This window comes from Hyphomicrobium sp. DY-1 (genome assembly GCF_047497105.1).
GTDB lineage: Bacteria > Pseudomonadota > Alphaproteobacteria > Rhizobiales > Hyphomicrobiaceae > Hyphomicrobium_B.
In genome coordinates this window covers 1,283,393-1,310,145 of sequence record NZ_CP134870.1, presented here as the reverse complement: position 1 = coordinate 1,310,145, position 26,753 = coordinate 1,283,393, and the positions used below count along the sequence as shown (strand labels likewise).

General features: G+C 60.3%; 32 protein-coding genes and 1 other RNA gene. 13 read left to right on the top strand and 20 right to left on the bottom strand.

What is annotated here, in order from left to right; genetic code table 11:
- Positions 1-38: 38 nt before the first annotated feature.
- From infA to RLW41_RS06235, 3 genes are all read right to left on the bottom strand, one after another.
- Positions 39-332, bottom strand: coding sequence for a translation initiation factor IF-1 (infA, locus tag RLW41_RS06245; protein ID WP_013949510.1), 294 nt, complete (start codon positions 330-332; stop codon positions 39-41).
- Between the two features lie 89 nt (positions 333-421).
- The gene (locus RLW41_RS06240; protein WP_013214405.1) at positions 422-628 is read right to left on the bottom strand and encodes a cold-shock protein; all 207 of its coding nucleotides are present in this window, start codon (positions 626-628) and stop codon (positions 422-424) included.
- A gap of 295 nt (positions 629-923) precedes the next feature.
- Positions 924-1,376 carry a YcbK family protein gene (locus RLW41_RS06235; RefSeq protein WP_414463931.1) on the bottom strand — a complete coding sequence of 151 codons (453 nt, stop codon included), beginning with the start codon at positions 1,374-1,376 and terminating at the stop codon, positions 924-926.
- A 420-nt stretch (positions 1,377-1,796) separates the two neighbouring features.
- On the opposite strand from RLW41_RS06235, the gene RLW41_RS06230 reads away from it, so the two are divergent.
- A complete protein-coding gene (locus RLW41_RS06230) occupies positions 1,797-2,252 on the top strand; it encodes a hypothetical protein (RefSeq protein WP_013949507.1) in 456 nt (151 codons plus the stop codon).
- 104 nt (positions 2,253-2,356) lie between these two features.
- Positions 2,357-2,608: a hypothetical protein gene (locus RLW41_RS06225; RefSeq protein WP_414463930.1), complete on the top strand. Its 252-nt coding sequence runs from the start codon at positions 2,357-2,359 to the stop codon at positions 2,606-2,608.
- A gap of 9 nt (positions 2,609-2,617) precedes the next feature.
- Here the strand turns inward: RLW41_RS06225 and RLW41_RS06220 are convergent, their stop codons facing one another.
- From RLW41_RS06220 to fumC, 3 genes are all read right to left on the bottom strand, one after another.
- The gene (locus RLW41_RS06220) at positions 2,618-2,848 is read right to left on the bottom strand and encodes a ribbon-helix-helix domain-containing protein (protein WP_414463929.1); all 231 of its coding nucleotides are present in this window, start codon (positions 2,846-2,848) and stop codon (positions 2,618-2,620) included.
- The gene (locus RLW41_RS06215) at positions 2,848-3,075 is read right to left on the bottom strand and encodes a DUF4169 family protein (RefSeq protein ID WP_013949504.1); all 228 of its coding nucleotides are present in this window, start codon (positions 3,073-3,075) and stop codon (positions 2,848-2,850) included. The genes RLW41_RS06220 and RLW41_RS06215 overlap by 1 nt, the downstream gene beginning before the upstream one ends.
- Positions 3,076-3,275: 200 nt before the next feature.
- The gene (gene fumC, locus RLW41_RS06210; protein WP_414464567.1) at positions 3,276-4,667 is read right to left on the bottom strand and encodes a class II fumarate hydratase; all 1,392 of its coding nucleotides are present in this window, start codon (positions 4,665-4,667) and stop codon (positions 3,276-3,278) included.
- A 152-nt stretch (positions 4,668-4,819) separates the two neighbouring features.
- On the opposite strand from fumC, the gene RLW41_RS06205 reads away from it, so the two are divergent.
- Positions 4,820-5,209 (top strand): GFA family protein, encoded by a 390-nt coding sequence (locus tag RLW41_RS06205; RefSeq protein ID WP_409561051.1) that lies wholly within the window; start codon positions 4,820-4,822, stop codon positions 5,207-5,209.
- A 38-nt stretch (positions 5,210-5,247) separates the two neighbouring features.
- Here RLW41_RS06205 and RLW41_RS06200 read toward each other — a convergent pair whose 3' ends face one another.
- From RLW41_RS06200 to RLW41_RS06190, 3 genes are read right to left on the bottom strand one after another with little or no spacing between them, the layout of a single operon-like run.
- Positions 5,248-5,658 carry an SRPBCC family protein gene (locus tag RLW41_RS06200; RefSeq protein ID WP_414463928.1) on the bottom strand — a complete coding sequence of 137 codons (411 nt, stop codon included), beginning with the start codon at positions 5,656-5,658 and terminating at the stop codon, positions 5,248-5,250.
- A gap of 35 nt (positions 5,659-5,693) precedes the next feature.
- Positions 5,694-5,915: a hypothetical protein gene (locus tag RLW41_RS06195; protein WP_409561049.1), complete on the bottom strand. Its 222-nt coding sequence runs from the start codon at positions 5,913-5,915 to the stop codon at positions 5,694-5,696.
- Positions 5,912-6,235, bottom strand: coding sequence for an ArsR/SmtB family transcription factor (locus RLW41_RS06190; protein WP_414463927.1), 324 nt, complete (start codon positions 6,233-6,235; stop codon positions 5,912-5,914). The genes RLW41_RS06195 and RLW41_RS06190 overlap by 4 nt, the downstream gene beginning before the upstream one ends.
- Before the next feature lie 245 nt (positions 6,236-6,480).
- Between RLW41_RS06190 and RLW41_RS06185 the strand changes: the two genes are divergently transcribed.
- The gene (locus RLW41_RS06185) at positions 6,481-7,947 is read left to right on the top strand and encodes an ArnT family glycosyltransferase (RefSeq protein ID WP_414463926.1); all 1,467 of its coding nucleotides are present in this window, start codon (positions 6,481-6,483) and stop codon (positions 7,945-7,947) included.
- Between the two features lie 106 nt (positions 7,948-8,053).
- Here the strand turns inward: RLW41_RS06185 and RLW41_RS06180 are convergent, their stop codons facing one another.
- Together RLW41_RS06180 and ssrA are read right to left on the bottom strand one after the other, a co-directional pair.
- Positions 8,054-8,716: an SspB family protein gene (locus tag RLW41_RS06180; RefSeq protein ID WP_409561046.1), complete on the bottom strand. Its 663-nt coding sequence runs from the start codon at positions 8,714-8,716 to the stop codon at positions 8,054-8,056.
- A gap of 104 nt (positions 8,717-8,820) precedes the next feature.
- Positions 8,821-9,257: a transfer-messenger RNA gene (gene ssrA, locus RLW41_RS06175) on the bottom strand.
- Between the two features lie 149 nt (positions 9,258-9,406).
- Here ssrA and RLW41_RS06170 point away from each other — a divergent pair.
- The 9 genes from RLW41_RS06170 to pssA all read left to right on the top strand — a co-directional run bounded on the left by RLW41_RS06170 (position 9,407) and on the right by pssA (position 17,634).
- Complete coding sequence (locus RLW41_RS06170) at positions 9,407-10,165, top strand: lysostaphin resistance A-like protein (protein ID WP_414463925.1); 759 nt, start codon at positions 9,407-9,409, stop codon at positions 10,163-10,165.
- 32 nt (positions 10,166-10,197) lie between these two features.
- Positions 10,198-10,992, top strand: a complete 795-nt coding sequence (locus RLW41_RS06165; RefSeq protein ID WP_414463924.1) for a thymidylate synthase — start codon at positions 10,198-10,200, stop codon at positions 10,990-10,992.
- Between the two features lie 246 nt (positions 10,993-11,238).
- The gene (locus RLW41_RS06160; RefSeq protein WP_409561043.1) at positions 11,239-11,763 is read left to right on the top strand and encodes a dihydrofolate reductase; all 525 of its coding nucleotides are present in this window, start codon (positions 11,239-11,241) and stop codon (positions 11,761-11,763) included.
- 247 nt (positions 11,764-12,010) lie between these two features.
- Positions 12,011-13,219 (top strand): FtsH protease activity modulator HflK, encoded by a 1,209-nt coding sequence (hflK, locus tag RLW41_RS06155; protein ID WP_409561042.1) that lies wholly within the window; start codon positions 12,011-12,013, stop codon positions 13,217-13,219.
- 1 nt (position 13,220) lies between these two features.
- Positions 13,221-14,120 carry a protease modulator HflC gene (gene hflC, locus RLW41_RS06150; protein WP_409561041.1) on the top strand — a complete coding sequence of 300 codons (900 nt, stop codon included), beginning with the start codon at positions 13,221-13,223 and terminating at the stop codon, positions 14,118-14,120.
- Positions 14,117-14,302, top strand: coding sequence for a DUF2065 domain-containing protein (locus RLW41_RS06145; RefSeq protein WP_013949489.1), 186 nt, complete (start codon positions 14,117-14,119; stop codon positions 14,300-14,302). The genes hflC and RLW41_RS06145 overlap by 4 nt, the downstream gene beginning before the upstream one ends.
- Before the next feature lie 120 nt (positions 14,303-14,422).
- A complete protein-coding gene (locus RLW41_RS06140; RefSeq protein WP_409561040.1) occupies positions 14,423-15,889 on the top strand; it encodes a Do family serine endopeptidase in 1,467 nt (488 codons plus the stop codon).
- Positions 15,890-15,934: 45 nt separating this feature from the next.
- Complete coding sequence (locus RLW41_RS06135; RefSeq protein WP_013949487.1) at positions 15,935-16,648, top strand: phosphatidylserine decarboxylase; 714 nt, start codon at positions 15,935-15,937, stop codon at positions 16,646-16,648.
- Between the two features lie 65 nt (positions 16,649-16,713).
- Positions 16,714-17,634, top strand: a complete 921-nt coding sequence (gene pssA / locus RLW41_RS06130; RefSeq protein WP_013949486.1) for a CDP-diacylglycerol--serine O-phosphatidyltransferase — start codon at positions 16,714-16,716, stop codon at positions 17,632-17,634.
- A gap of 34 nt (positions 17,635-17,668) precedes the next feature.
- On the opposite strand, the gene RLW41_RS06125 is transcribed toward pssA, so the two are convergent.
- From RLW41_RS06125 to RLW41_RS06085, 9 genes are all read right to left on the bottom strand, one after another.
- Entirely contained in the window at positions 17,669-19,114 is a 1,446-nt protein-coding gene (locus RLW41_RS06125) for a mannose-1-phosphate guanylyltransferase/mannose-6-phosphate isomerase (RefSeq protein ID WP_414463923.1), read from the bottom strand.
- Between the two features lie 148 nt (positions 19,115-19,262).
- A complete protein-coding gene (locus RLW41_RS06120) occupies positions 19,263-21,254 on the bottom strand; it encodes a helicase HerA domain-containing protein (RefSeq protein WP_414463922.1) in 1,992 nt (663 codons plus the stop codon).
- 14 nt (positions 21,255-21,268) lie between these two features.
- Complete coding sequence (locus RLW41_RS06115) at positions 21,269-22,153, bottom strand: sensor histidine kinase (RefSeq protein WP_409561037.1); 885 nt, start codon at positions 22,151-22,153, stop codon at positions 21,269-21,271.
- A 164-nt stretch (positions 22,154-22,317) separates the two neighbouring features.
- Positions 22,318-23,037, bottom strand: coding sequence for an energy transducer TonB (locus RLW41_RS06110; RefSeq protein ID WP_414463921.1), 720 nt, complete (start codon positions 23,035-23,037; stop codon positions 22,318-22,320).
- Positions 23,038-23,055: 18 nt separating this feature from the next.
- Positions 23,056-23,541: an ExbD/TolR family protein gene (locus RLW41_RS06105; protein WP_024276395.1), complete on the bottom strand. Its 486-nt coding sequence runs from the start codon at positions 23,539-23,541 to the stop codon at positions 23,056-23,058.
- Positions 23,541-24,224 (bottom strand): MotA/TolQ/ExbB proton channel family protein, encoded by a 684-nt coding sequence (locus tag RLW41_RS06100; protein WP_013949480.1) that lies wholly within the window; start codon positions 24,222-24,224, stop codon positions 23,541-23,543. Before RLW41_RS06100 ends, RLW41_RS06105 begins: the two co-directional genes overlap by 1 nt.
- A gap of 4 nt (positions 24,225-24,228) precedes the next feature.
- Positions 24,229-24,717, bottom strand: a complete 489-nt coding sequence (locus RLW41_RS06095) for a hypothetical protein (RefSeq protein WP_409561035.1) — start codon at positions 24,715-24,717, stop codon at positions 24,229-24,231.
- Positions 24,714-25,031 (bottom strand): hypothetical protein, encoded by a 318-nt coding sequence (locus RLW41_RS06090; protein ID WP_414463920.1) that lies wholly within the window; start codon positions 25,029-25,031, stop codon positions 24,714-24,716. The genes RLW41_RS06095 and RLW41_RS06090 overlap by 4 nt, the downstream gene beginning before the upstream one ends.
- Positions 25,032-25,045: 14 nt before the next feature.
- On the bottom strand, positions 25,046-26,665 hold the full coding sequence (locus RLW41_RS06085) for a lipopolysaccharide biosynthesis protein (protein WP_414463919.1): 1,620 nt from the start codon (positions 26,663-26,665) through the stop codon (positions 25,046-25,048).
- Positions 26,666-26,753 lie beyond the last annotated feature (88 nt).

The window sequence follows — 26,753 nt, the reverse complement described above, 5'->3', positions numbered from 1 at the left end:
CTGCGTCGCCGTGATGACGGTGCAGCCGTTGCTCTTGATTAGCGTCCGCCGCGGCGCGGAGGTCCGCCACTCGTGCGCGAGGCGCCAGAAGCATCACCCATCGGCGGGCGTCCGTCCTTGTGACGGAAATTGATGCGGCCCTTGGTCAAGTCGTAAGGCGTCATCTCGACCGTCACGCGGTCACCAGCGAGAATGCGGATGCGGTTCTTCTTCATGCGACCGGATGTGTAGGCAATCACTTCATGCCCATTGTCGAGCTTCACGCGGCAGCGGGCGTCCGGCAGAACTTCGTCCACCACGCCTTCGAACTCGAGCATCTCTTCTTTCGCCATTCGATCTCCGAACGTTGTTTGTTTTCAGAATAAGAAAAGCGGGGAGCAGACGAGCTGCTCCCCGCATGAGTGGAGTGGTTTCGAAAACCTTAGAGCGGACGCAGGTTCACAGCAGCGATTTTGCCGTTACGTCCACGCTCGGTTTCGAAGTAGATCTTCTGGCCTTCGCGGAGCGACTGAAGGCCTGCACGCTCAACAGCGGAAATGTGGACGAACACATCGTTCCCACCTTCTTCCGGCTGAATGAAGCCATAGCCCTTCTGACCATTGAACCACTTCACAGTCCCGTTCGACATCAATTGCCTCCAAAGCAAACATAAATTCCCCGGTTAAACACCGGAGGCTAATCAAATCGCGCGATGGAGACGTCTTAGGGCAGGCGGTAGCGCTGGTAAGAGTAAGCCAAGGCGTGTTCGACGGCGACTTATATGCCTTGGTCCTGTGAGAAAGGCAAGATCGTCGCAGCCTCCGGGCACCCCCTTCCGAGATCAAAATAGCTTTGAAATGCGGGGCGTTTCCGATCGTCTTCGCAAACCATATGCGGCGCCCAGAGGAAAATCAGGCGGGAAACCATATTCCCGCCTTCAACCTTTAGCTGCGCCCGCTGGCGGCATTGAGCGCCACGAACCGAGGCCCGACGTCGACGTGAATATGGTCCATGTCCCGGTAGGTCATGACGCCCCCGTTCCGGTGGTTGGCGATAAGCCAACGCACGACCTCAGCCTTGCGGCCCGGCACGCGGAAATCGATCGCCTGCCCCGAGGCATGACGGGACGGCCGTCCCGTACCGGCAATGCGAGCGCCCGGCCGGCAGGTGGAGACGATCTGGACGTTGCCAAACTGTCCGCGGATACGCGCGAGGAGGTTGCGAGCCTCCGATGTCAGACACGCAGTCGATGTACCGGAGCCGCGCGCGATCTTGCGGCTCGTCATGGCCCGATCTCGATAGTGGTCGCCGTCGTCGCTGTCCGGCCTGGCGTCGGCTACACCCGACGTTGTGGCGGCAAGTACAAGAGAAAGCGCGGCAATCGTTCCCTTACGCATGGGAAGTCCTCGTTTGGTTGACTGATGGGAAAAAGCCCAATCGGGGTCCGCTCCGCGTCGGTGCGACGCGGCTCTGGCGAGCTCAAGGCTCGAACGGCCAAGCGATTGGGATAAGCAGGGAACCGCGAGCGCCAGCCCCCCGACGCGCCGCCCCCGTTTCAAATCTCATTCGAGATTGCGGTGCCCATCCTGTGGATAAGCGGCACCTTTTGTGCGGCGCGCACTGAAAGCCGTAGCGAATAGGCGAAAATGAGGCCGTTCGCGTCGCCGAGGCCGGAACCGTTGCCGCATGCGGACAATGCCAGCCCGAAATCCGCATTTTGAGCATCGGACAATGGATTTGGCCGACCAAGCAGAGTAGCAAGACAGTGTGGGGAGCGTCACACGTAAAAAGGGGACATCTGGAAGGGGGACACGGCCATGAATGTCTTGAAGAGCTTGGGTTTGGGCTTCATCGCGGGAGTGATCGCCGCCGCGACCGTCCAAGAGGCGATCAGCTGGTTTTTCGTTCACTACTGGACCGGGTGGGACGCCGAACCTTGGAGCCTTCGGCCGATGCCGAGCCTCCTTATTCCTTCGGTTGTGCTGCCTTGGATGATTGGCAACGGCATCACCGCCGGGCTTTGGGGCGCACTCTTCGGTTTTCTCCTGGGTTGGAAGCCGATCGGCATGATGACGATCCGCGGCGCCATCCTCGGCCTTTTCGGTCCGGCACTCATCGGCGCATTCATCGTCGTGCCGTACCTCGCCGGAAAACCTTCGCCGCTGCTTGAGGGTGACGTCAGTCAGATCGTGCCCATCCTGTGCATGTCGGCAGGATTCGGCGCGGTCACGGCGTGGTTTTACGGCCTCTTCAGCTGGGGCAGACTGCCCTAGGCAATTTCGGCGCGGCGGCTGTTTATCCGTCGCGCCAATGCTTACCTCCGGTGCGGCGCGGTCCCGTTTGTGACGTGCGCCGCGCATTTTAAGCGAGGTTGGGCATGCGAGGATTATCGATTGCACTAGCCGCTGCCGTTGCAGCTTTTGCCGTCTCATCACCGGCAGAGGCGACGCATAAGCCGCGCTCCAAAACCAAGCACACTTGGCAGAAGCCCGCGCCCCGCGGTGACCGTGATTGCGTGCCGATCAATGGCCGCTTTGGTTATTATGGCAATCCATGGTGCGACACCGGCTCGTCACGGCCTCCCGACATCGAGTTCCGCGAGCGCCAGCGCCTGCAAAAGCAACGTTGAAGAAGTGCGTTAGCGATCGGCCGATGGCTGCGCGCGCGCTTTGAGCCGCTCCAGCAACCAAACGCGCACGGCGCTCGAAAGCCCGGCTTCACCACGCGTTTTGTCTATGGAATTGATGAGACCTGCGAGCGTCATACCGTCTTCCGCCGCGGCTTCCTTGAGTGCGACCCAGAACGCGCTCTCCAGCGAAATCGACGTGCGGTGGCCCTGGATCGAGAACGAGCGCTTCTCAGGCCTCATTACGAGGCGGTGCTGGGATCGAAGTCGTCAGCATCTTCCGCCGGACTGTTATCGTCGCGCCGCGCGCCGTCGAGTTCGCCTTGCGTCTTGCGCTGCTGCGCATCGGCGAGACTGCGTTCAGCCTTCGATTGCCCGTACTTAAGCCGGTTCTCGTGCGCCTCCCGTTCGCGGTCGGCGCGCTCGCGGGCTTTACGGACCTTGTTGAGATTGATGATCTCGGCGGTCATAAAATGCTCTCCGCATGGGATGCAAATCGCATCCTGGCTTCGCGCTATTTTAGGAGCACCTGCGCAAAGTCGTCAAACACTCGCGCACATTTTATTGCGCGAGTGCCGTTCGGTCGCAACGCGTTTCGGTTTCAGCATTCGTTCAGAGACGTCGTCGGTGCGCCTCAGCGGACGCACACAGATAGAACGATTTTAAATCGTCACTCCGGTCCGATCATTTTTTCCGGACGCACGATGGCATCGAACTCCTCGTCTGTTACATAGCCGCCGCCGACGGCTTCCTCGCGCAGCGTCGTGCCCTTTTTGTGCGCGGTTTTCGCGATCTTGGCGGCGTTATCGTAACCGATCTTCGGTGCGAGCGCCGTCACAAGCATTAACGAGCGCTCGAGCCCCGCCTTGATGTTGTCTTCCCGCGGTTCGATGCCGACGACGCAGTTGTCGGTGAACGATACCGCTGCATCGCTCATCAGGCGGACTGATTGCAGGAAGTTATAGGCCATCACCGGATTGTAGACGTTGAGTTCAAAATGACCTTGGCTGCCGGCGAACGAGATTGCAGCGTTGTTGCCGAAAATCTGAATGCAGACCTGGGTCAGCGCTTCGCATTGCGTCGGGTTAACCTTGCCCGGCATGATCGACGAGCCCGGCTCGTTTTCAGGCAGCGACAACTCGCCGAGGCCTGAGCGCGGCCCCGATCCGAGCAGGCGGATATCGTTCGCGATCTTGAACAGGGACGCCGCAACCGTGTTGATCGCGCCGTGCGTGAAGACCATGGCGTCATGCGCGGCGAGCGCTTCGAATTTGTTCGGCGCCGATTTGAATGGCATGCGGGTGATGGTCGCAATCCGCTCCGCAACCATTTCCGCGAAGCCCTTCGGTGCATTGAGGCCGGTGCCGACGGCGGTGCCGCCCTGCGCGAGCTCCATCAGCTTTGGCAAAGTTTGCTCGATGCGCTCAATGCCGTTTTCTACCTGCTGGGTATAACCGGAGAATTCCTGACCGAGTGTCAGCGGCGTCGCATCCTGCGTATGTGTACGCCCGATCTTGATGATCTTCGCCCACGCGTTGGCCTTGTCGTCGAGCGCGCCTTGAAGCTTCTTGAGCGCCGGGATCAGCCGGTTAACGACTTCCTCCGAGCACGCGATATGCATCGCAGTCGGATAGGTGTCGTTCGAAGACTGGCTCATATTGACGTGGTCGTTCGGATGCACCGGCTTCTTCGAGCCCATCTCGCCGCCGAGCATTTCGATGGCGCGGTTCGAGATCACCTCGTTGGCGTTCATGTTCGACTGCGTGCCAGAGCCCGTCTGCCAGACGACGAGAGGAAAGTGCTGGTCGAGCTTGCCGTCGATGACTTCCTGCGCCGCCTTGACTATAGCGTCGCCGATTTTTTGGTCGAGCCGGCCGAGCGCCATGTTCGTCTCGGCTGCAGCGCGCTTGACGATGCCGAGCGCGCGGACGATCGGGGCCGGCTGCCTTTCCCAGCCGATCTTGAAATTGCCGAGACTGCGCTGGGCCTGCGCACCCCAATATCGGTCCGCAGCAACGTCGATGGGCCCGAAGGTGTCGGTTTCAATGCGCGTCTTGGTCATGAGATCGGTCCATTCTTCGTTCGGATGCCGGAAAATGCGTGCTTCGTCGCGCATGGAAGCCGCTTTGTCGAGTTGTTTCGAATGCGACTACGGGGTTAACTTCTCCATTCGTCGCTTTTCCCGTAAGTCGAGCCGCCAGGGAGAATAGCGGAATGCTGGAAGGATCCTGTCACTGCGGCGCTGTGCGCTGGACGTTCGACGGCGTCCCGCAGGATGCCACCGCCTGCAATTGTACGGTCTGCCGCCGCTACGGTGTACTTTGGGCCTACGACTTCGAAAATGAGCGCATCCGCGTCTCGGGCCAGACGAAAGATTACGCCCGCGGCAAGGCCCTCGAATTCCACTTCTGTCCCGAGTGCGGATGCGTGGCCTACTGGCGCGCATGTTTCGCCCAGGAAGACGGCCGCCGCCGCATCGCCGTAAACCTTCGCCTCACCGAGCCCGACGCAATCGCCGCGATCCCGATCGATCACTTCGATGGTCTTGTGAGTTTCGATGACCTTCCACGCGACGGACGCTGCATCCGCGATATGTGGTTCTAGCGGCGACGACGCGGCCAGAAGGTATCATCAGATTGGCGCTATTTTGTTTTCGCGAGCACGCTGTCGAGATTGTCGAAGAACTTCGACCAGCCGAACTTCGCGCCTTGATACGCCTGCTGCTGATCCGGCCGGAAGCCAGACTGCTCCATGCGCAGACGCGTTCCGGTATCGGTCGGCGTAAGCGTCCACGTCACGACGCTCTCAAGACCGTAAGCTGCCCAGGTGTACGACAACGACGTATTCGGGTCGACGACCAGAACCTTGCAATCGACGGCGCCCCAATCGGCGCGAAGATTGAAGCGATGATCGACCACCGGCACGAAGTCGTTCTGCATCAGCCACTCTTCGATTAGATGCGGCTGCGTCAGCGCCCTCCAGATCTTTTCCGCCGGATAGGGAATATCGCGCTCGATGACGACGGACAGCGTTTCGCTCGCAGTCTGCTTCATGGGGCGTCCTCTCATTTTCTTCGTTGCGATGCGTGTCATTGAAGGGCATTGGCCCTCCGGCGTGATTTCGCCATGTAAGGCAGAGCGAACATGTAGAGTCCGCTAAACAGCAGCAAAAAGAGCGGTGGCAATGGCGAATAAGTAATCCACGCCGGAGGCTCGCCCCAAATCCGCACAACGAAATTGGCGATGACCGTCAGAGTGAATGCAATCGACAGCCAGCGGTGAATTTGCCGAACCCACATGTTGAGAGTCATTGGTCCATCCTCTTCAGCAGGTCTTCGAGTTGATCAAAACGGCTCTGCCAGAAGCCGGTCATCTGGCTCGTCCAGTCGATGAGCGGAGCAAGCGCGCCGACCTTTGCGCTGTAGTGCGTCTGCCGGCCTTCATGCCGGTCTCGCACGAGCCCGGCATCTCTCAAGATGCCGAGATGTTTCGAAACGGCCGGCTGCGAAATCCCAGCTTGCGCCGTCAGCACACTGACTGTTTGCTCTCCATTGCGGCACAGGCACTCGAAAATGGCGCGCCGTGTGGGATCGGCGAGTGTGCGAAAAAGAATGTCGTGAGTGCCCTGCATCGCAATCCATAACCCATTGGCTATGAATAGATCCATATCTGACCAGTTATGTATTAGTCAAGCGCCAAAGGAGGAGGAGTGATCAATGACATGAGAAGATGAGAGAGAGGTTGCGCAAGCCAGTGCGCACACGGAACACATGTCGTGTTACAGGATCGTATGACCGATGACCTGATTTTGCCGCCAGGAACGGCAATTCCTCCTGGCGTCATTTTGCAAAACCGTCTCGGGGCAATTCAAAAAGCATGTCAGACGAAATCGTCGGGTTGGCCCAAGCCAAAGGCTGGCGCGCGCTGCGTCTTCCGCTTCTCGCTCAGCATTCAAAGAGAATATTCAAAGCGCTAGCCCATCGCAGCGATGCGATAGTCCTCATCATCGCCCTGGCGCTCATCGTCTCCGTGCCGCAATCGCTCCTTCACGGATATCACTACGTCGAAGGACTAACCGTCACCGTGGCTCAAAGCGCCTTGGATGACGGGAATTGGTTTAATCAGCATATGTACAATCTGCGCTGGATAGAGCGGCCTATGCTACTGTCCTGGGTTATTGCCGCGCTGAGTATGCCGTTTGGCCAGGTGTTCCCATTTATCGCGCGTCTGCCCGTGGTGCTTTCCCTCGTCGCGGGCACCGTTCTGATCTGGCGCGCAGTACGACCGAATGCCAGTCCTGAAGCTGCAGGCTTTGGGGCCCTGTTGTTTTTGGCCTGCCCGCTTGTCATGAGATATTACGTGACGTCCGTGGCGGACCTTCCGCTAGCGGTATTATTGTTTGGCGCTTTTCTGGTGTGGTGGAATGCATATGTCGCCGACCGGCTAACGGTCGGTCGCTGGATTATCATTGGAGCTATCTTAGCGATCGCCGCCCTTATGAAGGGTCCGCAACCGACAGCATATTTCTTTCTCGGTATCTTCGTCTTTCTCTCGTTGACCTCAGGGTGGCGTCAACTTCCTGGCCTCATCCTCGCCGGCTTTATCGCAACGGTTCCAACTGCGTTGTGGTATGCCCATGTTTTCGTCGCCGGAGATCAAGGCGAATGGCTGCGCTACACTCGGCTTTCGTCCAACGGCGTTGTGTGGCCTCACCCGTTTGCGAACGGCGCCGATTTCTTTTTTGAATGTTTGCCGGCTGCAATGCTGGCGGCGGCTCTTCCGTTTGCCGACTTCAGCGCTATGGAAACGAAACCTCGCCGGCACTTCATCCTTGCTGTCAGCTGCTATGGTCTGACGTGCACTTTGGTTGTTCTGTTCTGGCCGGCCGAAGTTAACCCGCGTTACATCTTGCCTGCGGTGCTACCCTTGTGCGTTCTTGGGGGCGTTGCATTTGATGCCTTGTCGAAACGAATGGCGCCGTTCGTTGCGACAGCCGGTGTGCTCGTCGCCGCTCTGTTGGGATACGCGATTTACCACTCGATGAGCGACGTGTTCCTGACGCCGGGATATATTCGTTCAGAAGTCGACGGCGCGAAAATCGCAACGCTCGTGAAGGAAGCGCCAGGCCCAGTCTATCGAACGGGCTGGCATGTGGCCTTGAACGAACTTCCGTATGTGCACGTCCCGGTGATGACGATAACGCCCAATCAAATAGCAAAGATTACGAGACCGGCTTGGCTTGTCGCGCCGGAGACTGATGCGCGCGCCATGCTCGCTCGAAGCCACGGACTAATGACATCGGTTCTCGCGTTTAACCACTTCGCGTTGCTTCGATTGAACTAGCAAGAAGCCGGCATCGACCGACGAAATGGGAGCATCAATCCGATGCTCTTATCGGCTGCGGTTTGCTCGTTTCGAACGATAATCGAGAGCGGCCGTCAAAGACGGCTCACTTCTTCCTGAACTGATCCAAGCTCAGAATTTTTGCGCCGCCGCTTTCGGGCTGTTTATCCGCCGCATCTTCGTCGCCGTCGCCCGGCAGGTTTTCTCCGGCGCGCGCTGCAGGCTCCGGATTGGGCGGCAGCACTTCCACCGGTTCGACTGCCGTCAGCGTAGAGACGTTTTGCGCATCCTTTTCGGCGGCGCGGGGCTTGCGCGGTGCGCGCGGCTTCTTCGGACGCGGCGCTTCGGTGCTCGCGTCATCGTAAGTTGCGTCGATGGCGCGAGGCGAAGAGGCAGCCTCCTGCTCGTTCGTTTCTTCATCGAACTGCAGGCCGTAGCGTACGCTCGGATCGATGAAGACCTTGATCGCCGCGAACGGCACGACGAGACGTTCCGGAATGCCATCGAACGTCAGCTTCACTTCGAATCGTTCGTCGGAAACGATCAGGTCCCAGAAGCGATGCTGGAGGACGATCGTCATCTCGGTCGGATATTTTTCCTTGAGCCGCTTCGACAGGATCACGCCCGGAGCCTGCGTTAGGAAGGAAATATAAAAGTGGTGGTCGCCGGGGAGACCCGTCTTGACGACCCGTTGCAGAACGGCGCGCACGACCCCGCGCATCGCCTCCTGCTGCAACTTCCCGTAATCTATGGACGGCCCCGATGCCATGCCTCAGCCTTCGATCCTACTTGAATTCCATCTGACCTCTGAAATCAGATTTCCCGTCCCGTCAAGCCCGCGCCGTCAAGTTTACCTCGGCGCCCAGGCGGAAAGGTGGAGGGCTTCTGTTGCCCGGTGCCCTCCGGACCGCGCCTTACCCTGCTAGGGGCAAGGGCTTCAAGTTCAGGCTAGTCGCGCTGCATTACGCAGCGAGAGCGGCCTCAGCATAGTTGTCATTGGCAACTATTCTGTATGACCCGATAACGGTGGTATCATGCCGGGCAAAAGCTAAGTCCTTTACACCTTCGTCGATCCTATTTCGCCCCCATAACAGCTGGGCCTTACGGCCGGTGCTCGCCGGGAAACCCAACGAGATCACCGGGCCTTGCGGCCGGCTCCCCGGAAGGGGAGTCGCAAGGCCCAGCGTAAATGGTGGAGGCGCCGGGTACCGCCCCCGGGTCCGATCGGCTTATTACGACCGCGTTTATCGCCATAGCTGGCAGAGCCAGCACCATTGAATATAGGGGGCAATGCTTACGAAAAAAAGCGTTTCGGTGACCTAGTTTCGCTCGCCCTGAAAACCTGTTACCCGCTGTGACGGCTGGGTGACGATCAACCGGCTCAGGCGGACCCCCCGGAGGCCGTATTTGCGTGGGTGTTTCGATGCGACCGCCGCCGGAAAGAAGCAGATAATCCCCCGTGGAAAACATAATTCAGACCTGGAAAGGTGTGGTCGTCACGGCCGTTCTGGCTGTCGCGATCATCGTCCTGGCCACCGGAGCCGGGTATGGAGCAGCCTGGCTGTTCGACGTCTGGGCTCAAATTCATGAGCCTCGCGCATTTGCCGCAGGCGAGCTTGAGGCGCTGCTGACCGGCCGCGTCGCGTCTTCGCTGTTCGCCTTCCAGGTGGTGACGGTCGCCTCGGTCCTGATGGTCAACGCCTACGGACGCCGGACGACGGGCGCCAGCGCGTTGAGCTTTGCCATGCCGCGCGGCGGAATCTGGACGCTTTTTCTCGCCGTCATTGCCCTAGTCTCACTGGCGACCTGTTTCGCCTCGCTCGTCTTCGTCTTCAATCCGGATGCGCTGCGCCACGATTTGCAGCCGTTTTCCGAGATGATGAAGTCTCGGACCTGGTGGCTCATCCTGCTGGCCGCCGGCATTGGCGCACCGTTGGCGGAAGAATTGCTGTTTCGTGGCCTGATCTACGGCGCGCTGCGGCAATCGCCGCTAGGCTTCGTGGGGGCGATGGTCATTACAGCGGTCGCGTGGGCCTCCCTCCACGCCAACTATTCGCTTTACGGTCTCGGCGCGATCACGCTCATCGGTCTTTACCTAGCGTGGCTGCGCGAGCGCACCGGCAGCCTGCTGACCCCGATGGTGTGCCATGGGTGCTACAACTCATTGATCATTCTGCTTATGGTCTTGGCGCCCGATAGTGCGCTGACTACGGGCTGAAGGTCGTCTCAGAATCGCATAAGTCTGACCCCATGCAGCAATACCTCGATCTCCTGCGCCGCGTGCGCGACCACGGTACCGAAAAGACTGACCGCACCGGCACCGGCACGCTGTCCGTCTTCGGTCATCAGATGCGCTTCGATCTGGCCGAGGGCTTTCCGCTCGTCACGACCAAGAAGCTGCATACGAAGTCGATCATCGTCGAGCTGCTATGGTTCCTCGCCGGCGCGACGAACACACAGTATCTGAAGGAATATGGCGTCAGCATCTGGGACGAGTGGGCAGACTCGGAGGGCAATCTCGGTCCGGTCTACGGCAAGCAATGGCGAAGCTGGGAAGCCGCCGACGGCTCGACCATCGACCAGATCGCGAACGCGGTGTCTGATCTGAAGCGCAATCCGGATTCGCGCCGCATCATCGTGACGGCCTGGAACCCCGGCGACCTCTCGAAGATGGCGCTCGCGCCGTGCCACTGCCTGTTCCAGTTTTACGTCGCCGACGGCAAGCTCTCGTGCCAGCTTTATCAGCGTTCGGCCGATATTTTCTTAGGCGTGCCTTTCAACATCGCGAGCTACGCGCTGCTGACGATGATGATGGCGCAGGTAACCGGGCTGAAGCCGGGCGAGTTCGTGCACACGTTCGGCGATGCGCACCTTTATCTCAATCATCTCGAACAGGCCGACCTGCAGCTTTCGCGGGATCCACGGCCGCTGCCGACGATGACGATCAACCCGGACGTCGCGTCGATCTTCGATTTCAAATACGAAGACTTCACGCTGTCGGGCTACGACCCGCACCCCCACATCAAAGCGCCCGTCGCGGTTTAAGCTATCTCCACATCGTCATGCCGACGAAGAGCCTGCCCCGGCGAAGGCCGGGGTCGGCACCCAGGCAAGCATCAGCAGACGCTTGTTTCGAGTTGACTGGATCCCGGCCTTCACCGGGATGACGTTGCTGGTCTCCGTCCACGACGGCCGGCTAGACGAATGAGAGTCGTCGCGACAAACGAAAAGCTCGGCCGGCTCCCCGCAGGGGAGTCGCAAAGAGCAAACAAATAATGCTATGCCCCGCCGATGAATGACACATGCATATCCCTGATCGTCGCCGTTTCGGAAAACGGCGTCATCGGCCGTGACGGCGCGCTGCCGTGGCGGCTCTCGTCCGATCTGAAAACATTTCGCCGCCTGACGATGGACAAGCCCATCGTCATGGGCCGAAAAACGTTCGACTCGATCGGCAAGCCGCTGGACGGCCGCGATAATATCGTCATCACGCGCGATCCGGCTTTCGAGGTAGCAGGCGTCTCGACCTGTGAGTCCGTAGCCGACGCGCTGACGCTCGCCCGAGTGCTCGCCAAAACCCGCGGCGCCGACGAGATCATGGTTATCGGCGGCGTTCAGGTATTCGAGGCCGCGCTTCCCGTTGCAGATCGAATTTATCTGACCCGTGTTCACGCCGATGTCGAAGGCGACCGCCATTTCGGCGCGCTCGATGCAGCCGAATGGCGCGAGTTAAGCCGCGAGCCGCTGCCCCAAGGCCCGCGTGACGACCACGCCGCAACGCTCATTGTTTACGATCGCCAAAAGCAGGACGCCTGAAAAGCCTGGCCGCCCTTGAAGGCGCGTGCCGAGGCCCCAAATTGCGATTAGCCAAACCAACGGGAAATTTGCGAACGTCGGGGCCCTGCCCTATAAGCTGCGCAAATCCCGGTTTTATCTACGTTGCTCAGGCCTTTGCAGTGCGTGTGTTTACATCCGGCGTCACCACGGTGCCGCCACATCTCGAAAAGGCCATTGGGGGGCACGATTTTAATCTTCAGCTCAAATTCGAAAGAGGCCCTGATTTATGCCCTGGAGTAGTCAAGGCGGTAGCGGCAGCGGTGGGGGAAACGGCGGCCGCAAAGGTGGTGGTGGTCCGTGGGGCCAAGGGCCATGGGGACCGCAGGGCGGCGGTGGCGGCGGGAAAGAACCGCCGGATCTCGATGAAATTTTGCGTCGCGGCCAGGATCGCATGCGTCAGGTGATGCGCGGTGGCGGCGGCAACGGCAGTGGCGGCGGTAGCTTCGGCGGCGGCGTGCCCAAACCGTTCCTGTTCTTTATTGCGATGCTCGTTCTGGCGGGCGTCGTCTTCTACGGCTTTTTCTTCCGCGTGAACCCGGACGAGCAGGGCATCGTCCTCCGCTTCGGCAAGTATGAGCGCTGGGTCGGCCCCGGCCTCAATTGGCGCTTGCCGTACCCGATCGAGGAAGTGCGCCTGCCGAAGGTTACGCAGCAGCGCACCATCGAAATCGGCGCCGGCCGCAGCGTCATCGGTGCGCGCGACAGCGGCTTGATGTTGACAGGCGATGGCAGCGTCGTTGACGTCCGCTTCGTCGTCTTCTGGCGCATCAGCCCTGACAAGAATGAAGCCAACGGCCAGACCGGCGTTGAGGAATTCCTGTTCAACATCGCACAGCCGGAAACGACGGTGCGCGAGGTTGCTGAAAGCGCGATGCGCGAAGTCGTCGGCCAGTCCAATCTGCAGCCGCTGCTGACCGGCGGCCGTCAGGCGACGCAGGAAGCCGTGCAAAAGCTCATGCAGAAGACGCTCGATTCCTATGGGGCCGGCATCAAGATCGACCAGGTTCAGCTGAAAGAGGTCGATCCGCCGGAAGAAGTCATCCGCTCGTTCCGCGAAGTTGCAGCCGCGGCTCAGGAAAAGGAAACGCTGATTAAGCAGGCGCAGACCTATGCCGATCAGGTGGTGCCGCGCGCCCACGGTGATGCCGATCGCATCATCGCCGCCGCCGAGGGCTATCGCGATCAGACGGTCGCGGAAGCAACCGGTCAGGCCGCCCGCTTCCTCAAGGTCTACGATGAATACAAGAAGGCGCCCGACGTAACGCGCGAACGGCTCTATCTCGAAATGCAGGAGCGCGTGCTCTCCGGCGCCGACAAGATCATTCTGGACCAGAAGAGCAACGGCCAGGGTGTCGTGCCGTTCTTGCCGCTGGAGCAGCTCCAGCGCCGCCCGAGTGACGATCAGACCAGCACCGATACGGATGGAGCGAAATAACATGCGTGCGTTCTTCGCTTTCATTCTCGCCGTTATCGGCGTCGCAGCGGTGGTGCTCTATTCCTCCGCGTTCATCGTCCACCAGAACGAGCAGGCGCTTGTCCTGCGCTTTGGTAAGGCGCAACCCGCGATCACTCAGCCGGGCCTGCATTGGAAGATGCCGTTCATCGATACGGTCGAGAAATTCGACAAACGTATCCTCGATCTCGACACGACCGAGCAGGAAGTGACGGCGTCCGATCAGCAGCGTCTCATCGTCGACGCTTACGCCCGCTATCGCATCGTCGACTTGCTGAAGTTCTATCAGAACGTCCACGACGAGGATCGCGTCCGCGAAGTTGTCGGCCCGCTGATCGAATCTGAAATCCGCCGCGTGCTTGGCTCCGCGACCTTGCAAGAGGTCGTGAAAGACAAGCGTGAATCGCTGATGAAACAGATCGCGGATCAGGTGAATACGGAAGGCCGCGACTATGGCCTCGAAGTCGTCGACGTCCGAATCAAGCGCGCAGACCTGCCGCAGGAAAACCTCGTGAAGGTTTATGACCGCATGCGGGCCGACCGTGTTCGCGAGGCGACTGAGCTTCGCGCCCAGGGCGAAGCCGAAAGCAACCGCGTTCGCGCCAACGCCGACAAGGATGTGACGATCATCAAGGCGACCGCCACGCAGAAGTCGGACGAAATCCGCGGTGACGGCGAGGCCAAGCGCAGCCGCATCTTCGCTGAAGCCTTTGGCCAAGATCCGGACTTCTTCCGCTTCTATCGGTCGATGCAGGCGTATACGACGGCCCTGAAGCCGAGCGATACCCGCATGCTGTTGTCGCCCAACAGCGAATTCTTCCGGTACTTTGAGGATCCTAACGGCAAGCCTCCCACTGCGGCTGCTCCCGCGCCCCAGCGATGAACGACCTCCTGGCGGGACTGGGCGTCGCCCTTGTCCTTGAGGGTCTCTTATGGGCCGCCGCGCCCCAGTTTGCGCGGCGGACCGTTGAAGAGATTGCGAATTTCTCCACCGGCCGCATCCAGATCTGCGCGGTCGCCGCAGTGGCCGTTGGCGTATTTGTAGTCTGGCTCGCGCGGGGATAGGCAACTTATCCCCGCATGCTGGCGATATGCTACCTTGCCATGTTCACGCTTTGATGTTGGGCGAGCTAGCATAGGTCCGCGGCGGTCCTCGGGTGCCGGTCAGACTTGGAGTTCCTTGCAATGACGAAGAAAGTATCGGCGCTTCTTCTCGGCTTGAGTTTGAGCCTGGGATTGTTGAACGTGCCAGGCGCCTGGGCTGAGACGTTCCAATACGGTCCCGCGTCTGTTGCTCCGCTGGCCAAGAAACTCTCTGATGCCGTCGTCAACATTTCGACGTCGCAGACCGTGAAGGGGCCGGCAGGCGTGCCGCTGCCGAAGGTGCCGAAAGGTGCGCCATTCGAAGACTTCTTCGATGATTTCTTCAACAAGCGCGGCGGCGTTCCGCACGGCGACCGCAAGATTTCCTCTCTCGGGTCCGGCTTCGTCATCGACGGCAAGGAAGGCCTGATCGTCACCAACAACCACGTCATCGAGGGCGCGGAAGAGATCGACGTAAATTTCCACGACGGCTCGAAGCTGGTCGTCGAGAAAGTCATCGGCCGCGATACCAAATCCGACTTGGCACTTCTGAAGGTTTCACCGAAGAAGCCGCTGGCAGATGTGAAGTTCGGTTCCTCCGACGCCATCGAGGTCGGCGACTGGGTCATGGCGATCGGCAATCCGTTCGGACTCGGCGGCTCGGTGTCGATGGGCATCATTTCGGCCAAGAGCCGCGACATCAATTCCGGTCCGTATGACGACTATCTGCAGACCGACGCAGCCATCAACAAGGGCAACTCCGGTGGTCCGCTGTTCAACATGAACGGCGAGGTGATCGGCGTGAACACCGCGATCATTTCTCCGACCGGCGGCTCGATCGGCATCGGCTTTGCCGTGCCGTCCGACACTGTCTCGAACGTCGTCGAGCAGTTGAAGCAATACGGTGAGGTTCGCCGCGGTTGGCTCGGCGTCAAAATTCAATCGGTGACCGACGAGATCGCCGAAACGCTCGGGCTCGATGAAAACGAAGGCGCGCTGGTCGCGGCCGTCACGCCCGACAGCCCCGCTTCGAAAGCCGGATTACAGCCGGGTGACGTCATCCTGAAGTTCGACGGCAAGGAAGTGACGAGCATGCGCGGCCTGCCGAAAATCGTATCGCAGGCGCCCATAGGTAAGGCCGTCGACGTCGAGCTGCTGCGCAAGGGCAAGCAGGAGAGCACGAAGGTGACGGTCGGCCGTCTCGAAGACGATGACGATAACGCCAGCGATCTCAAAAACGACGAGGGCACGGAAGACGAAGATCCGAAGGGCTCGGCCATTATCGGAATGCGCCTGTCGCCGCTGACCGATGAACTGCGTAAGAAATATGGTTTTGACGCCAAGATCGCTGGCGTCGTCATCGAAGCCGTCGATCCGCAAAGCCCGGCAGCCACCAAGGGGCTGAAGGCAGGTGACGTCATCGTCGAAGCGGCCCAGGACACCGTGTCCGATCCGCAGGATGTCGCCAAAAGCATCGAGAAGGTGAAGAAGTCCGGTCGCAAGGCCGTGCTATTGCGCGTCGAGGATTCGAAAGGGGATCTTCGTTTCGTCGCCGTACCAGTGTCGTAACGGGCGTGCTATCGCCATCTGAAAATTCACGCCAGGAGAGAATTGGTGTCTGAGGGTCACGGCTTACTCGATACGATCTTTGATCAGCTTTCGCCCGTGCATCCCGATGGACACAAGTTCATCGCGATCGCCGCCGCGGTGACGCTGCTGTTCTTCTTTCTTTATCCACCGCTCGGCTGGCTTTGCGCCGGCATCACGGCCTGGGTCATCTACTTTTTCCGCGACCCGCTGCGCGTGACGCCGCTTCGGCCCGGCCTCGTCGTCTCGGCCGCCGACGGAAAGATTTCCGGCATCGAGAAAATCATTCCGCCGGCAGAGCTTGGTCTTGGCTCCGAGGAACGCGTCCGCATTTCGACGTTCCTGTCGGTGTTTGATGTTCACATCAACCGCTCGCCGGTCGCCGGCCGCATCATTCGCTCGCTCTATGTTCCGGGCAAATTCCTGAATGCCGCCCTCGACAAGGCGAGCGAGGACAACGAGCGGCGCATCCTCGTCATCGAAACGCCGACCGATGGCGATGTCGGCGTTGTCCAGATCGCGGGCCTCGTCGCGCGGCGCATTGTGACGTTTTCGGATGTCGGCGACGCCGTCGGCGTGGGGCAGCGATTCGGCCTGATTCGCTTCGGTTCGCGCGTCGATATCTATCTGCCGCCCGGAAAAACGGCTCTTGTCAGTATAGGCCAACGTGCAGTTGCGGGCGAAACCGTTTTGGCGGATCTTCACTCGCCGGAGCCGGAACGGGAGGCGCGTCGCGCCTAGAGGCTGGACGATCGCGTCGTTGACGAAAAGCGATGTCAATTCGGCATGGGGGCAAGGAGGCTGCCATGGAGAACGATGAGCCGTTTATCGAAACCGAAACGCGTCGCCGCAGACGCCGATCGCTGTTTCGCCATCGGCGCGTTCCGGTGCGGATGCTCGTCCCGAATTTCTTCACGCTGCTCGGGCTATGCGCTGGTCTGACGTCGATCCGCATGGGCATCGAAGGCCGCTGGGATCTCGCCATCGCCGCGATTGTCTTCGCCGCCTGCCTTGACGGCATCGACGGCCGCATCGCGCGCCTGTTGAAAGCGTCTTCGCGCTTCGGCGCCGAACTCGACAGCTTGGCCGACTTCGTCAACTTCGGCGTCGCGCCCGCCTTCCTCATTTTCAACTGGGGCCTTGGCGACCTCAAAAGCGCGGGCTGGATCTGCGTTATGATTTTCGCTCTGGCCTCCGCTCTGCGTCTCGCGCGCTTCAATGCAGCCCTCGATGACGATCGGCCGAAGTGGCAGTCGAACTATTTCATGGGTATGCCGACGCCCGCCGCCGCCATTGCGGTGCTGCTGCCAGTCTATCTCTTTCAGCTCGGTCTCGATGAAACGAAGTCGCAGTGGGCGTTGAAAATCGTGCTCACCTACACCGTCTTCATAGCCTTCATGATGGTGTCGAACATTCCGACCTATTCCGGCAAGCTGCTCGGAGAGCGTGTCCGCCGCGAATGGGTGTTGCCGATCTTCATCGTCGCTATCGGCGTCGTCGCATTTCTCTTCACCTATCCCTACGAGACGTTGACGGTGCTGACGTGCCTTTACCTCGGCTTCATCCCGCTGAGCTGGCGTGCATTCCGCGACAAGTGCGAAGGTGAGGGGGCCGCGTCGGCTGCCGCTGCTTCTCCGGATGCATCTCCGCCGGGAGACACATCGGGAAAGCCTGAGACGACGACAGGCCGCATCTTCGCGTTCCGTCCGAACGATCCGGGAAAATAAGAAGTTTTTCGAGCGCGGATATATCCGCGCTCCGCTACTTCGTCTCTTCGGGCTGGCGATTGTAGATGTCGTCGGTGCGCTGAATGTCGTCCTCGCCGAGGTAGGACCCGATCTGCACCTCGATGATCTCGACTGGAACCTTGCCGGGGTTCTGCAGCCGGTGCCACTGCGTCGCAAATATGTAGACGCTCTCGTTCTCGCGAACGAGCTGTTCCTTATCGCCGATCGAAACCTGCGCCGTGCCCTGCACCACGATCCAATGCTCGGAGCGATGATGATGCATTTGCATCGACAGCTTGCCGCCGGGCTTGACGTGCAGCAGCTTGACCTGGAAGCGCGGTCCGATGTTCAGCGTCTCGAAGTAGCCCCACGGCCGATAGTTCCGCAGGTGCTGTTCCTGCTCCTTGCGGTTCGACAGCTTCAGGCGCTGCACAACTTTCGAAACGTCCTGCGTGCGGGTCTTGTCGGCAACGAGCAGCGCATCCGGTGTGTTGACGATGATGAGATCGTTGAGCCCGATCGTTGACACGATCGACTTCTCGGAGTGGACATAGCAGCCGGATGTATCTTCCAGCACGGCTTCGCCCTTGATGAAGTTGCCCTTGTCGTCGCGCGGCGCGATATCCCACAGCGACGACCACGAGCCGACGTCGTTCCAGCCGACATCCATCGGCAGGATCGCGGCCTTGTTCGTCTTCTCCATCACCGCGTAGTCGATCGAGATGTTCGGCGAGGCCGCAAAGCTCGTTTTATCCAGCCGCAGGAACCCGAGGTCTTCGCTGGCGCCCGCGAGCGCCGCGCGCGCGGCGTCCAGAATGCCCGGTTCGTAGCGTTCGATCTCGGCGAGGAACGTCTTGGCGTTGAGCGCGAAGATGCCGCTGTTCCAGAAGTACGAGCCATCAGCCAGATAATCTTCGGCGGTGGCGCGGTCGGGCTTTTCGGCAAAGCTCGCAACCTCGAAGGCGTCGCCGTCAAATCCTGACAGCGCCGCGCCGCGCTTGATGTAGCCGTAGCCGGTGTGGGGCTCCGTCGGCGTGATGCCGAAGAGAACGAGCTTGCCCGTCTCGGCCACGGCGGCGGCCCGCCGGATATTCTCCGCAAAGAGCGCCTCGTCGCCGATGACGTGATCGGACGGCATGACGGCGAGGATCGCATTTGGATCGTCACGCAGCGCGATCAGCGCCGCAACTGCAATCGCCGGCGCCGTATTGCGCGCGATCGGTTCAAGAATGATGGCCTTAGGCTCGATGCCGGCGCGGTCGACTTCCTCGCGCACGAGAAAGCGATGATCGTTGTTACACAGCAGGATCGGCGCCTCGAAACCGGCCTTCTGCGGCAAGCGCGCCAATGCCGAACCCAGAAACGATGTGTTCTGACCATTAAAGAAGCGAATGAATTGCTTCGGATACATCGAGCGCGACAGCGGCCAAAGCCGCGTCCCCGAACCACCCGACAAGATCACTGGATAAATGGTGCTCATGGAACAGTCTAACCCCGGTTAAGAGAAATAAATTTAAATCTCAATGGCTTATTGAACAAGGCACCAAGATAGCGCGGAAACATGACAGTTTCCAAGCGGTTCATTTTGGATAATCGACCGGGAACAGCGTTTTCGGACGAACGCGATATCAGGAGCGCGCCAGCCGTTCGCGCAACGATCTGAGCGTATCGAACGTGCTCGCCGCAGATGGCGCCATCGGCTTAGCTGGCGGTGCGGAAGATGCAGCGTTGTGCATCGGCGCAGCACCTTCAGACGGCGCTGCCGAAGTCTCGCGGCGGACGATCGAGCTGTTCGGACGCGTCGTTGACGCCGAACCGGGATAGGGCGGCGGCATCGTGGCCGGCCGATATCCGGCGGGTTCCGGAGCGAGGTCGTGGGCGGGCGCTTCCACGGGCTGCGCGCCATGAAGACCGAGAGCATCGGCCATCATCGCAAGCTGAGACGACGCGCCGTCGGCCGTCACCGGAATAGCCGATGCGCGCCAACGTTCGACGATTTGATCGAGGAAGCCTTCGTCGTTCAGCGACGTCTGCCAGCGTTTCGAGAAAACTGCGGTGGACGATCGTGGTAGTCCGTGCTTCGGCAATTCATCGAACTTGATGCGGACAGGCAGCGCCATACCGTCACCGAAGGCGATGGCTTCGCGTTGCCCGAGCGACGGCAGGAATTCCAGCAAGCCCGAGCCGGTGTCCGCGACAGCCGATTGCACGATCGCCTGGTCGCGGTCGTTCGACATGCGCAGCGCAAACACGGTATTGCACTGGGACAGGATTGTCGGATCGATTTCCGCGGGGCGCTGCGTGACGATGCAAAGCGACGCGCCGTACTTGCGGCCTTCCTTCGCGATCTTCGCAATCGAGCGTTTGCACGGCTCGAACCCGAGCGCCGAGTTCGCCGGAACGTAACGGTGGGCTTCCTCGCAGACGAGCGTCACCGGCACTTGGCCTTCGCTCCACAGCGCGAAGTCGAAGGTCATGCGGCACAACACCGACACGACAACGTTGACGACTTCCGACGGAATGCCGGTCAGTTCGAGAATGGTAATGGGTTTGTCGTTCACCGGCACGCGGAACAGGCGGCTCAGCACCTGTGCCATGGAATCATAGACTGTCCGCGAACCGAACATGAAGGCGTAGCGGCCATCCTGCGACAGCGTCTCGATGCGGTTTTTCAGAACGCGGTACGGTGCGAGATCCTTGCGATTTTCGAGCTTGCCCATCCGTTCGTCGATGAGTGATAGCAAGTCCGAGATGCGATAGGGAACCGGTGTATCGACCGTATAGCGGCTCGCGTCTCCCAGTCCGCGTCGGCCGCGCGGAGACTCTCCGGCGCGCCCCGTCGCGTAGCGCGTTTTTGCGATCGGGATGAGATCCTGCAGCACCTCGATTTCGGTCTTGCGATCGCCATCGCCGACTAGAACCTCCACCATCTCCTCGAACGTCAGGAGCCAGTAGGGCAGCTGCATGTTGCGCGGAGAAATTACCTCGGCCCACTCGCGGAATGCGGTCGCGTATTCGTTATGCGGATCGAGCAGAACGATATGAGCCGCCGGGTTCTTTTCGACGATCGAGCGCAGGATGAGCGCCGTCGTGCACGATTTGCCCGTGCCCGTCGTGCCGAGAATGGCGAAATGCTTGCCGAGCAATTCGTCGACGCGCACCATGGCCGGAATGCTGTTGTCCTGGCGAATGGTTCCGACGCGCACCATGGCCGAAAGATCGCCGCAGAACGTCGCCTCAAGCTCGGGCTTTTGGGCCAGCCGCACCCGATCGCCAAGCGCTGGATATGCGGTGACACCCCGGTTGAACGTCGTCGAGCTATCGGATTTTGCACCTGCCAGCTCGCCGACGAGTCCCAATTCCGCAATCCACACCTCGCCTTCACCCTCGCGCTGCGAGGGCACCGGAACGCTCAGCGCAGAAACAATAGCAAGAACAGTCGTGCGCGACGTATCGATGGCAAGAAGGGTGCCCATTTCAGGGCGGTGCTCCGGTGACCGGCAGCGCAGGTCGCCGCCCCCGTCAAGCAGCACGATGGCTTTCGAGCCGGTGACTGAGACGATACGGCCGATGGAGAGGTCGGTGCCGTTCGTGGGAGTCGGGGTGCTGATGCTTGGCATTCAGGATCCGGAGGTCAGGGGGACGAAGCAGCGCTGAAAGTCGATTGCGACGAAACTATGGGGCTGACGCTGTCGCTCGCCGGGAATGCCATGACGACATCGGTTCCCGAGCCCTTCTTCGACCTGATCTCGATGACGCCGCCGTGCAACTCGACGAGAGCCTTGGCGATCGGCAGACCGAGGCCGACGCCTTCGCGCCAGCGCGAGCGGCCACTATCGACCTGCCCGAATGGCGTCATCGCGATATCGATTTCTTCGGCCGTCATGCCCAGCCCGCTGTCGCGGATGGCGATGATCGTGCCGCCGCTCACACTGCGATGGGCGATCACCTCGACGATGCCGGTCGCCTGCGTGAACTTCAGCGCATTCGAAATGATATTCATGAAGATCTGGCGCAGCTTTGTCGCGTCGCCGCGAACGGCCGGCAGATCGGCGGAGATATCCGAGCGAAGGTCGACATGCGCCTCGCTCGCCATCATCTGATAGGCGTTGACGCAGCCCGAGAGAATGCTCCCGACGTCGATCTCTTGCGCCTCGAGCGTGTACTTGCCGCTCTGCATCTTAGAGATGTCGAGTATGTCGTTGATGACCGAGAGCAGGTGCTCGGCCGCGTCATGAATGAGGTTCGCGTAATCGACGATGTCTTTGTCGGCGAGCTTGCGCTCATCGTGCTGCGACAGCAGCTTCGAAAAGCCGATGACGGTATTGAGCGGCGTCCTGAGCTCATGGCTCATGTTCGCGATGAATTCGGATTTGATCTTGCTTGCGAGTTCGGCCTGAATGCGGGCCGACTGCTCTGCGGCGCGGGCACGATGGCGCAGAACCGCGTCGCTCAAGAGCGAGGCGTACTCGTCCATCAACGAGTTGGATTTGACCTGTCCAACCGACCCAAACATCATCGACTGAGCTCAACGCGATTACAATTGCTCGGCTCAACTTATCGGCGACTGCCTAACTCAAGGTTAATCACAGTCCTCAGCGCGCAGATGCGCGAACGAAATCATAAAGATTGCGTAAAATTGTAGGCATCGCGCAGGCGGGGATTCGAGAACGCCGGCCGGCGTTACCGCATGATGAATTTGAACGGCTGCGTGAAGGCGAGCGGCTTGACGCTGACATCCGGCGGGATCGGCGGGAACGGCGCAGCGCGATCGAGCGCGTCGGTCGCCGCGTCGTCAAGCTGCTTGAAGCCGGAGCTTGTCGCGATCTCTTTCGACAGGATGTGGCCATCGACGCCGATCGTGTAGCGGAGCACCACCGTTCCCGATGCGGGAACGCGCGGGTTGCGCTTCGCCTTTTGAACGCGGTCGTTGATTTGGCTCATGTAGCGTCCGAACGCCTTGGCGTTGCCGCCGGACGCTTGCCCGGCGCTGCGGACTTCAAGAACGGCGACCTGGGCCGGCTGCGTGATCGTTTGCACCACTTCCGGCGGCGGAGGCGGCGTATCGGGCGGCGGCGGCGGTTCTTCCGTCTTGACGACTTGCTGCTCGACCGTGCCCTCGGGTGACGAGATGACGTCGCGCAGCTCGTCCGGCTTCTTTTCTTCCGGCGGCGGCGGCGGCGCAGCCTGCATCGCAGCGATTTCGGGAATTTCGCGCGTCTCCGAAGAATCGCCCTTCGTAACGCCCTCGTTCGACTCGGCGCCCTGGACCAGCATCACGTCCATGCCCTTGCCCATGTCCATGGCAGGCGCACTGGTATCCATGAGATGCGGAAGCATAGCGTAGCCGACCGCCCCGTGAATGATCAGGGCAAAGAGTATGGCGGCAATTCGCAAATACATCCCGGGCGGCTCTCGTCGTCAGTTGTTGGCCGTGGCCCCCGATGGAGGGGCACCCGATGCGGCGGACGACGACGATGGCGCCGGTTGAGACAGCAGCGAGACTCGGGCGTAGCCCGAATCACCGACGCGTCCCAAAAGCTCCATCACGTCGCCGTAGGGAATCTTCCGGTCGGCGCGAACGTAGACGACCGCGTCGCCTTCCTGAGCCTTGATCTGCTCAAGCCGCGGCACGAGCGTATCGCGCGTCACTTCTTCGTCGCGAATGTAGAGCTTGCCGTCCGGCGCCAGCGAAACGACCATCGGCTTTTTTTGTGCACCGATCTTGGAAGCGGTCGTTTTCGGCAGTTCGAGCGGCACGCCCTGAACCATCAGCGGTGCGGCGACCATAAAGATGATCAGCAGCACGAGCATGACGTCGACGAACGGCGTGACGTTGATTTCGGCGAGAGGCTTATAGCCTCCGTCGTCATCACCCCCCGAACCATTGCCAACAGCCATTCCCATTAGTTCGCGCCCTCCAGGCCGCGCCGGGACATTGTCCGCGCGATACCGACGATCGCCGGCATGACCCGATCGGACGCACGTCCGAGCGCGACCGTGATCTGGTTATAAAAAATGACCGCAGGAATGGCGGCAGCAAGGCCGACCGCGGTGGCAAATAGCGCCTCGGCGATGCCCGGGGCCACGACTGCAAGGCTCGTGTCTTTCTGCTGCGCGATCGCTGTGAACGAATTCATGATGCCCCAAACGGTGCCGAAGAGACCGATGAAGGGTGCAGCCGAGCCAATCGTCGCCAGAAATGGCAGTCCTTGCTCGATGCTCTTGAGCTTGCGTTTGACGGCGGCGCGCATGGCGACTTCGAGACGGTCGCGCACTTCGCCGGTCGAAGCATCGTTGCCGGCTTCGCTCCATTCGGTGCGTGCCGCTTCGCCAACCGCACCGATCAGGCTTGACGCCCGAGCCTCCGGCAATTTAGCGGTCACACCACTCTTTTCGAGCTTGGTGATCTCGCGGTTGACCATCCACACGCGAATGAGCTTCTCGAACGCCATGGCCCAGCAGATGACCGAGGCGGCCAACAGGCCAAGGATAATGCATTTCACGACGATATCGGCGTGATGAAACAGCCCCATGATCGATAGATCTTTGGCGGCGATTTCCGCTGACATCACATATAAGGGGTTCATCGCGTCACTTCGAAAGTTGAACTTTTGTCAGGGAAGTCGTCTTGAGCTGATCGAGACAGCCGGAAACAGGCCCTGACTCGGCCTTGCACTCCATGACGTCGTTGATCAGAAACGATCCGATCTTGTCGCACTGAATCCCGTCGATCTCGAACAGCTTGACGGATTTCTTCTTTGCCCTGAGCGGCGCCAGATCGATCGAAAAGCGCTTGCCGATCACGCCATCGGTCTGAAACAGAACGAGGTCGATCTTGTACGACTTGTACGTTGTCTCAGCAGGGTTATCGACCACGATATAGGCACGACAACCCTTCGAGGAAGCTTCGAGCTTATTCAATTCTACGTGGACACCGGCGCTCGGGGCTGCGGGAGCTTCTTCCGCATGCGTCGTCGAAGCGGGAGCGGCATTGGGATCGGCATTTGCAAGTGTCGCCCACAGACATGCGGGAAGAACAAGCAGGCAGGAAAGCGAGAAACGCTTCAGGGTTCTGATCACGCTAAGGTTTCCATTGCGTTTAAATTGAAATTCCCCAAACGCGTGTAGCCACTTTGGCCCGTTGTTGCCAGTGTGAAATTCGTAAGGCTGGCCAGTTCCGTCAACGCGATGAGTTTTCGATTTAGAACAATTTTCAGATGCGGCAGCGGCCTAAGCGAAGCTCGATTTTTGTCGTCGCGGCGCACCAAGAATTTTTCCCGAATTAACACGGGAAAAGCTCCCGCGCGGCGATTTGAGCTGTTATGTGCGCGCCGTCCCGTTGCGTTGGAACTCTGCGATTTGAATGCGAGCATGATCGCCAGCGCTTCGCGCACGACGTCGGGCGATTTCAAGCGGCGTGGGCGACGGCAGGCAGCCGAGCCGCGCGGCGGATCTCGTTGAACATGGCAGCGAAGGTCATGAAGCCGGCGTCGCGGTCATCCGAAATATCGGCGAGCACCGCCCCCGCGATCTTGCGCTGGTTCGCTTCGAGCAGCGCCACGGCCTTCTTGGCAAGCGCGCGCGGTGTCCGGTGCCAGGCCGTGAGGAACACGATCTGATCAGCGAGATCGGCCAGAATTTGCGCGTCGTCCGCTTCGAGTAACGGCGGCGCCGAGATGATGATCGTCGGGAAGCGTGCCTTGAGGTGCTGGAATGCCGCCGTGAACGCCACCGAACGAAGTGCAGACGGCATCGCCAGCGGGATCGGTGCCGAGCCACACGATGGCAGGAAATGCAGTCCCGTCAGGTTGTCGCGCAGAATGACGTTCTCGACCGGCGCATGCGACGCGATTTGATCGAGCAGCCCTGGCGGCGCATGCGGGGTCAGCTCCCGGCTGAGCACCTTGGCGTGAAAATCGCAATCGACCAGCAACGTCTTTTGTCCGTCGACCGCCAGATGATGCGCGATGTTCGATGCGAATGGCTCAGCGCCTTCACCGGTCAGCGCCGATACCGTGAGGATCACGCTCGGACCGTCACCATTGGCGCGCGCCTTGAGCGCGTCGCACGCCGCACGAACAGCTTCCGCATAACGGCATCCGGGCTCAGCAATGATCAATCGCGCCCGCCGCATCGCATGCGTGGCTTCATCGTCGTGCGTCACCGCGGGAAGCGACGTCATGTGCGGACAAGCGAGCATCTGCTCGACCTTGCGGGTACGCAGTCGCGTATCGCGTTCGAGCAGAACAGCAAGCATCAGCATGAGCAGAAGCGTTGACATCGCCACCGTCTCAGCGATGCGGACGCGTTTCGGCCCCGCTGGTACATCAGGTATTTTTGCGGCCTCAACGATCCGCGAGCCCGTCAGCGTCCGCGTCAGTCCATAGCGATCGAGAAGGGAAGCAAAAACCTTCTCCGAAGCGGTCGGTTCGGCCGATCGTTTCTCTGCGCTGCTGTTCGCGGTTGCTTCAGAAAGCAGCTCGGCGATGTAGCGCGCCGCGACGGCATTGGCGATTTTTGCCGCCTTCGCCGCATCGTGCGATGAGATGCCGATATTGATCAAAGACGAGTTGTGAACCCGTCGAACCGACAGCCGCGTTTCCAGTGCTTCGCGCGCTATAGCATGTGGATCGGAGTTATCGAGGGGCGACATCAGCCGCGAGAGCCAGGACCGCGATTGGAATTCCGGATCGGCCGTCAGATCCATCGCCGTCACCACGTTATCGAGCAACGCAGGCGAGGTCATTCTCTCGATCTGTTTCTCGACCTCGCGGCGTTCAAGTTCGAATGCCGCCGGTGGAGACGTTTTCGGCTCATCAGCCGATGGCATCGCCCGTCCAGGATCGACCTGGATCAATACGAATGCCGCATAACGGTTCGGAACGAACGCCACGACGGCCCAGGCGATCAATCCTATCACCAACGGGAAAAGCGCCACGGCCTTTGCCCGCTTGACGACAGCCACCTTGGCATCCGCAAGGGCGGACCGAAAGCGATGATGGTCGGCGCGTGCGCTGTGTTCGGCCATGGCCTCAGTTCATTTCCCCGCAGCGCCCGCGTAGCCCATCGCCGAACGCTCTCGTGACCGGCGCCAAGCCGACTCACTTCGCCATTGT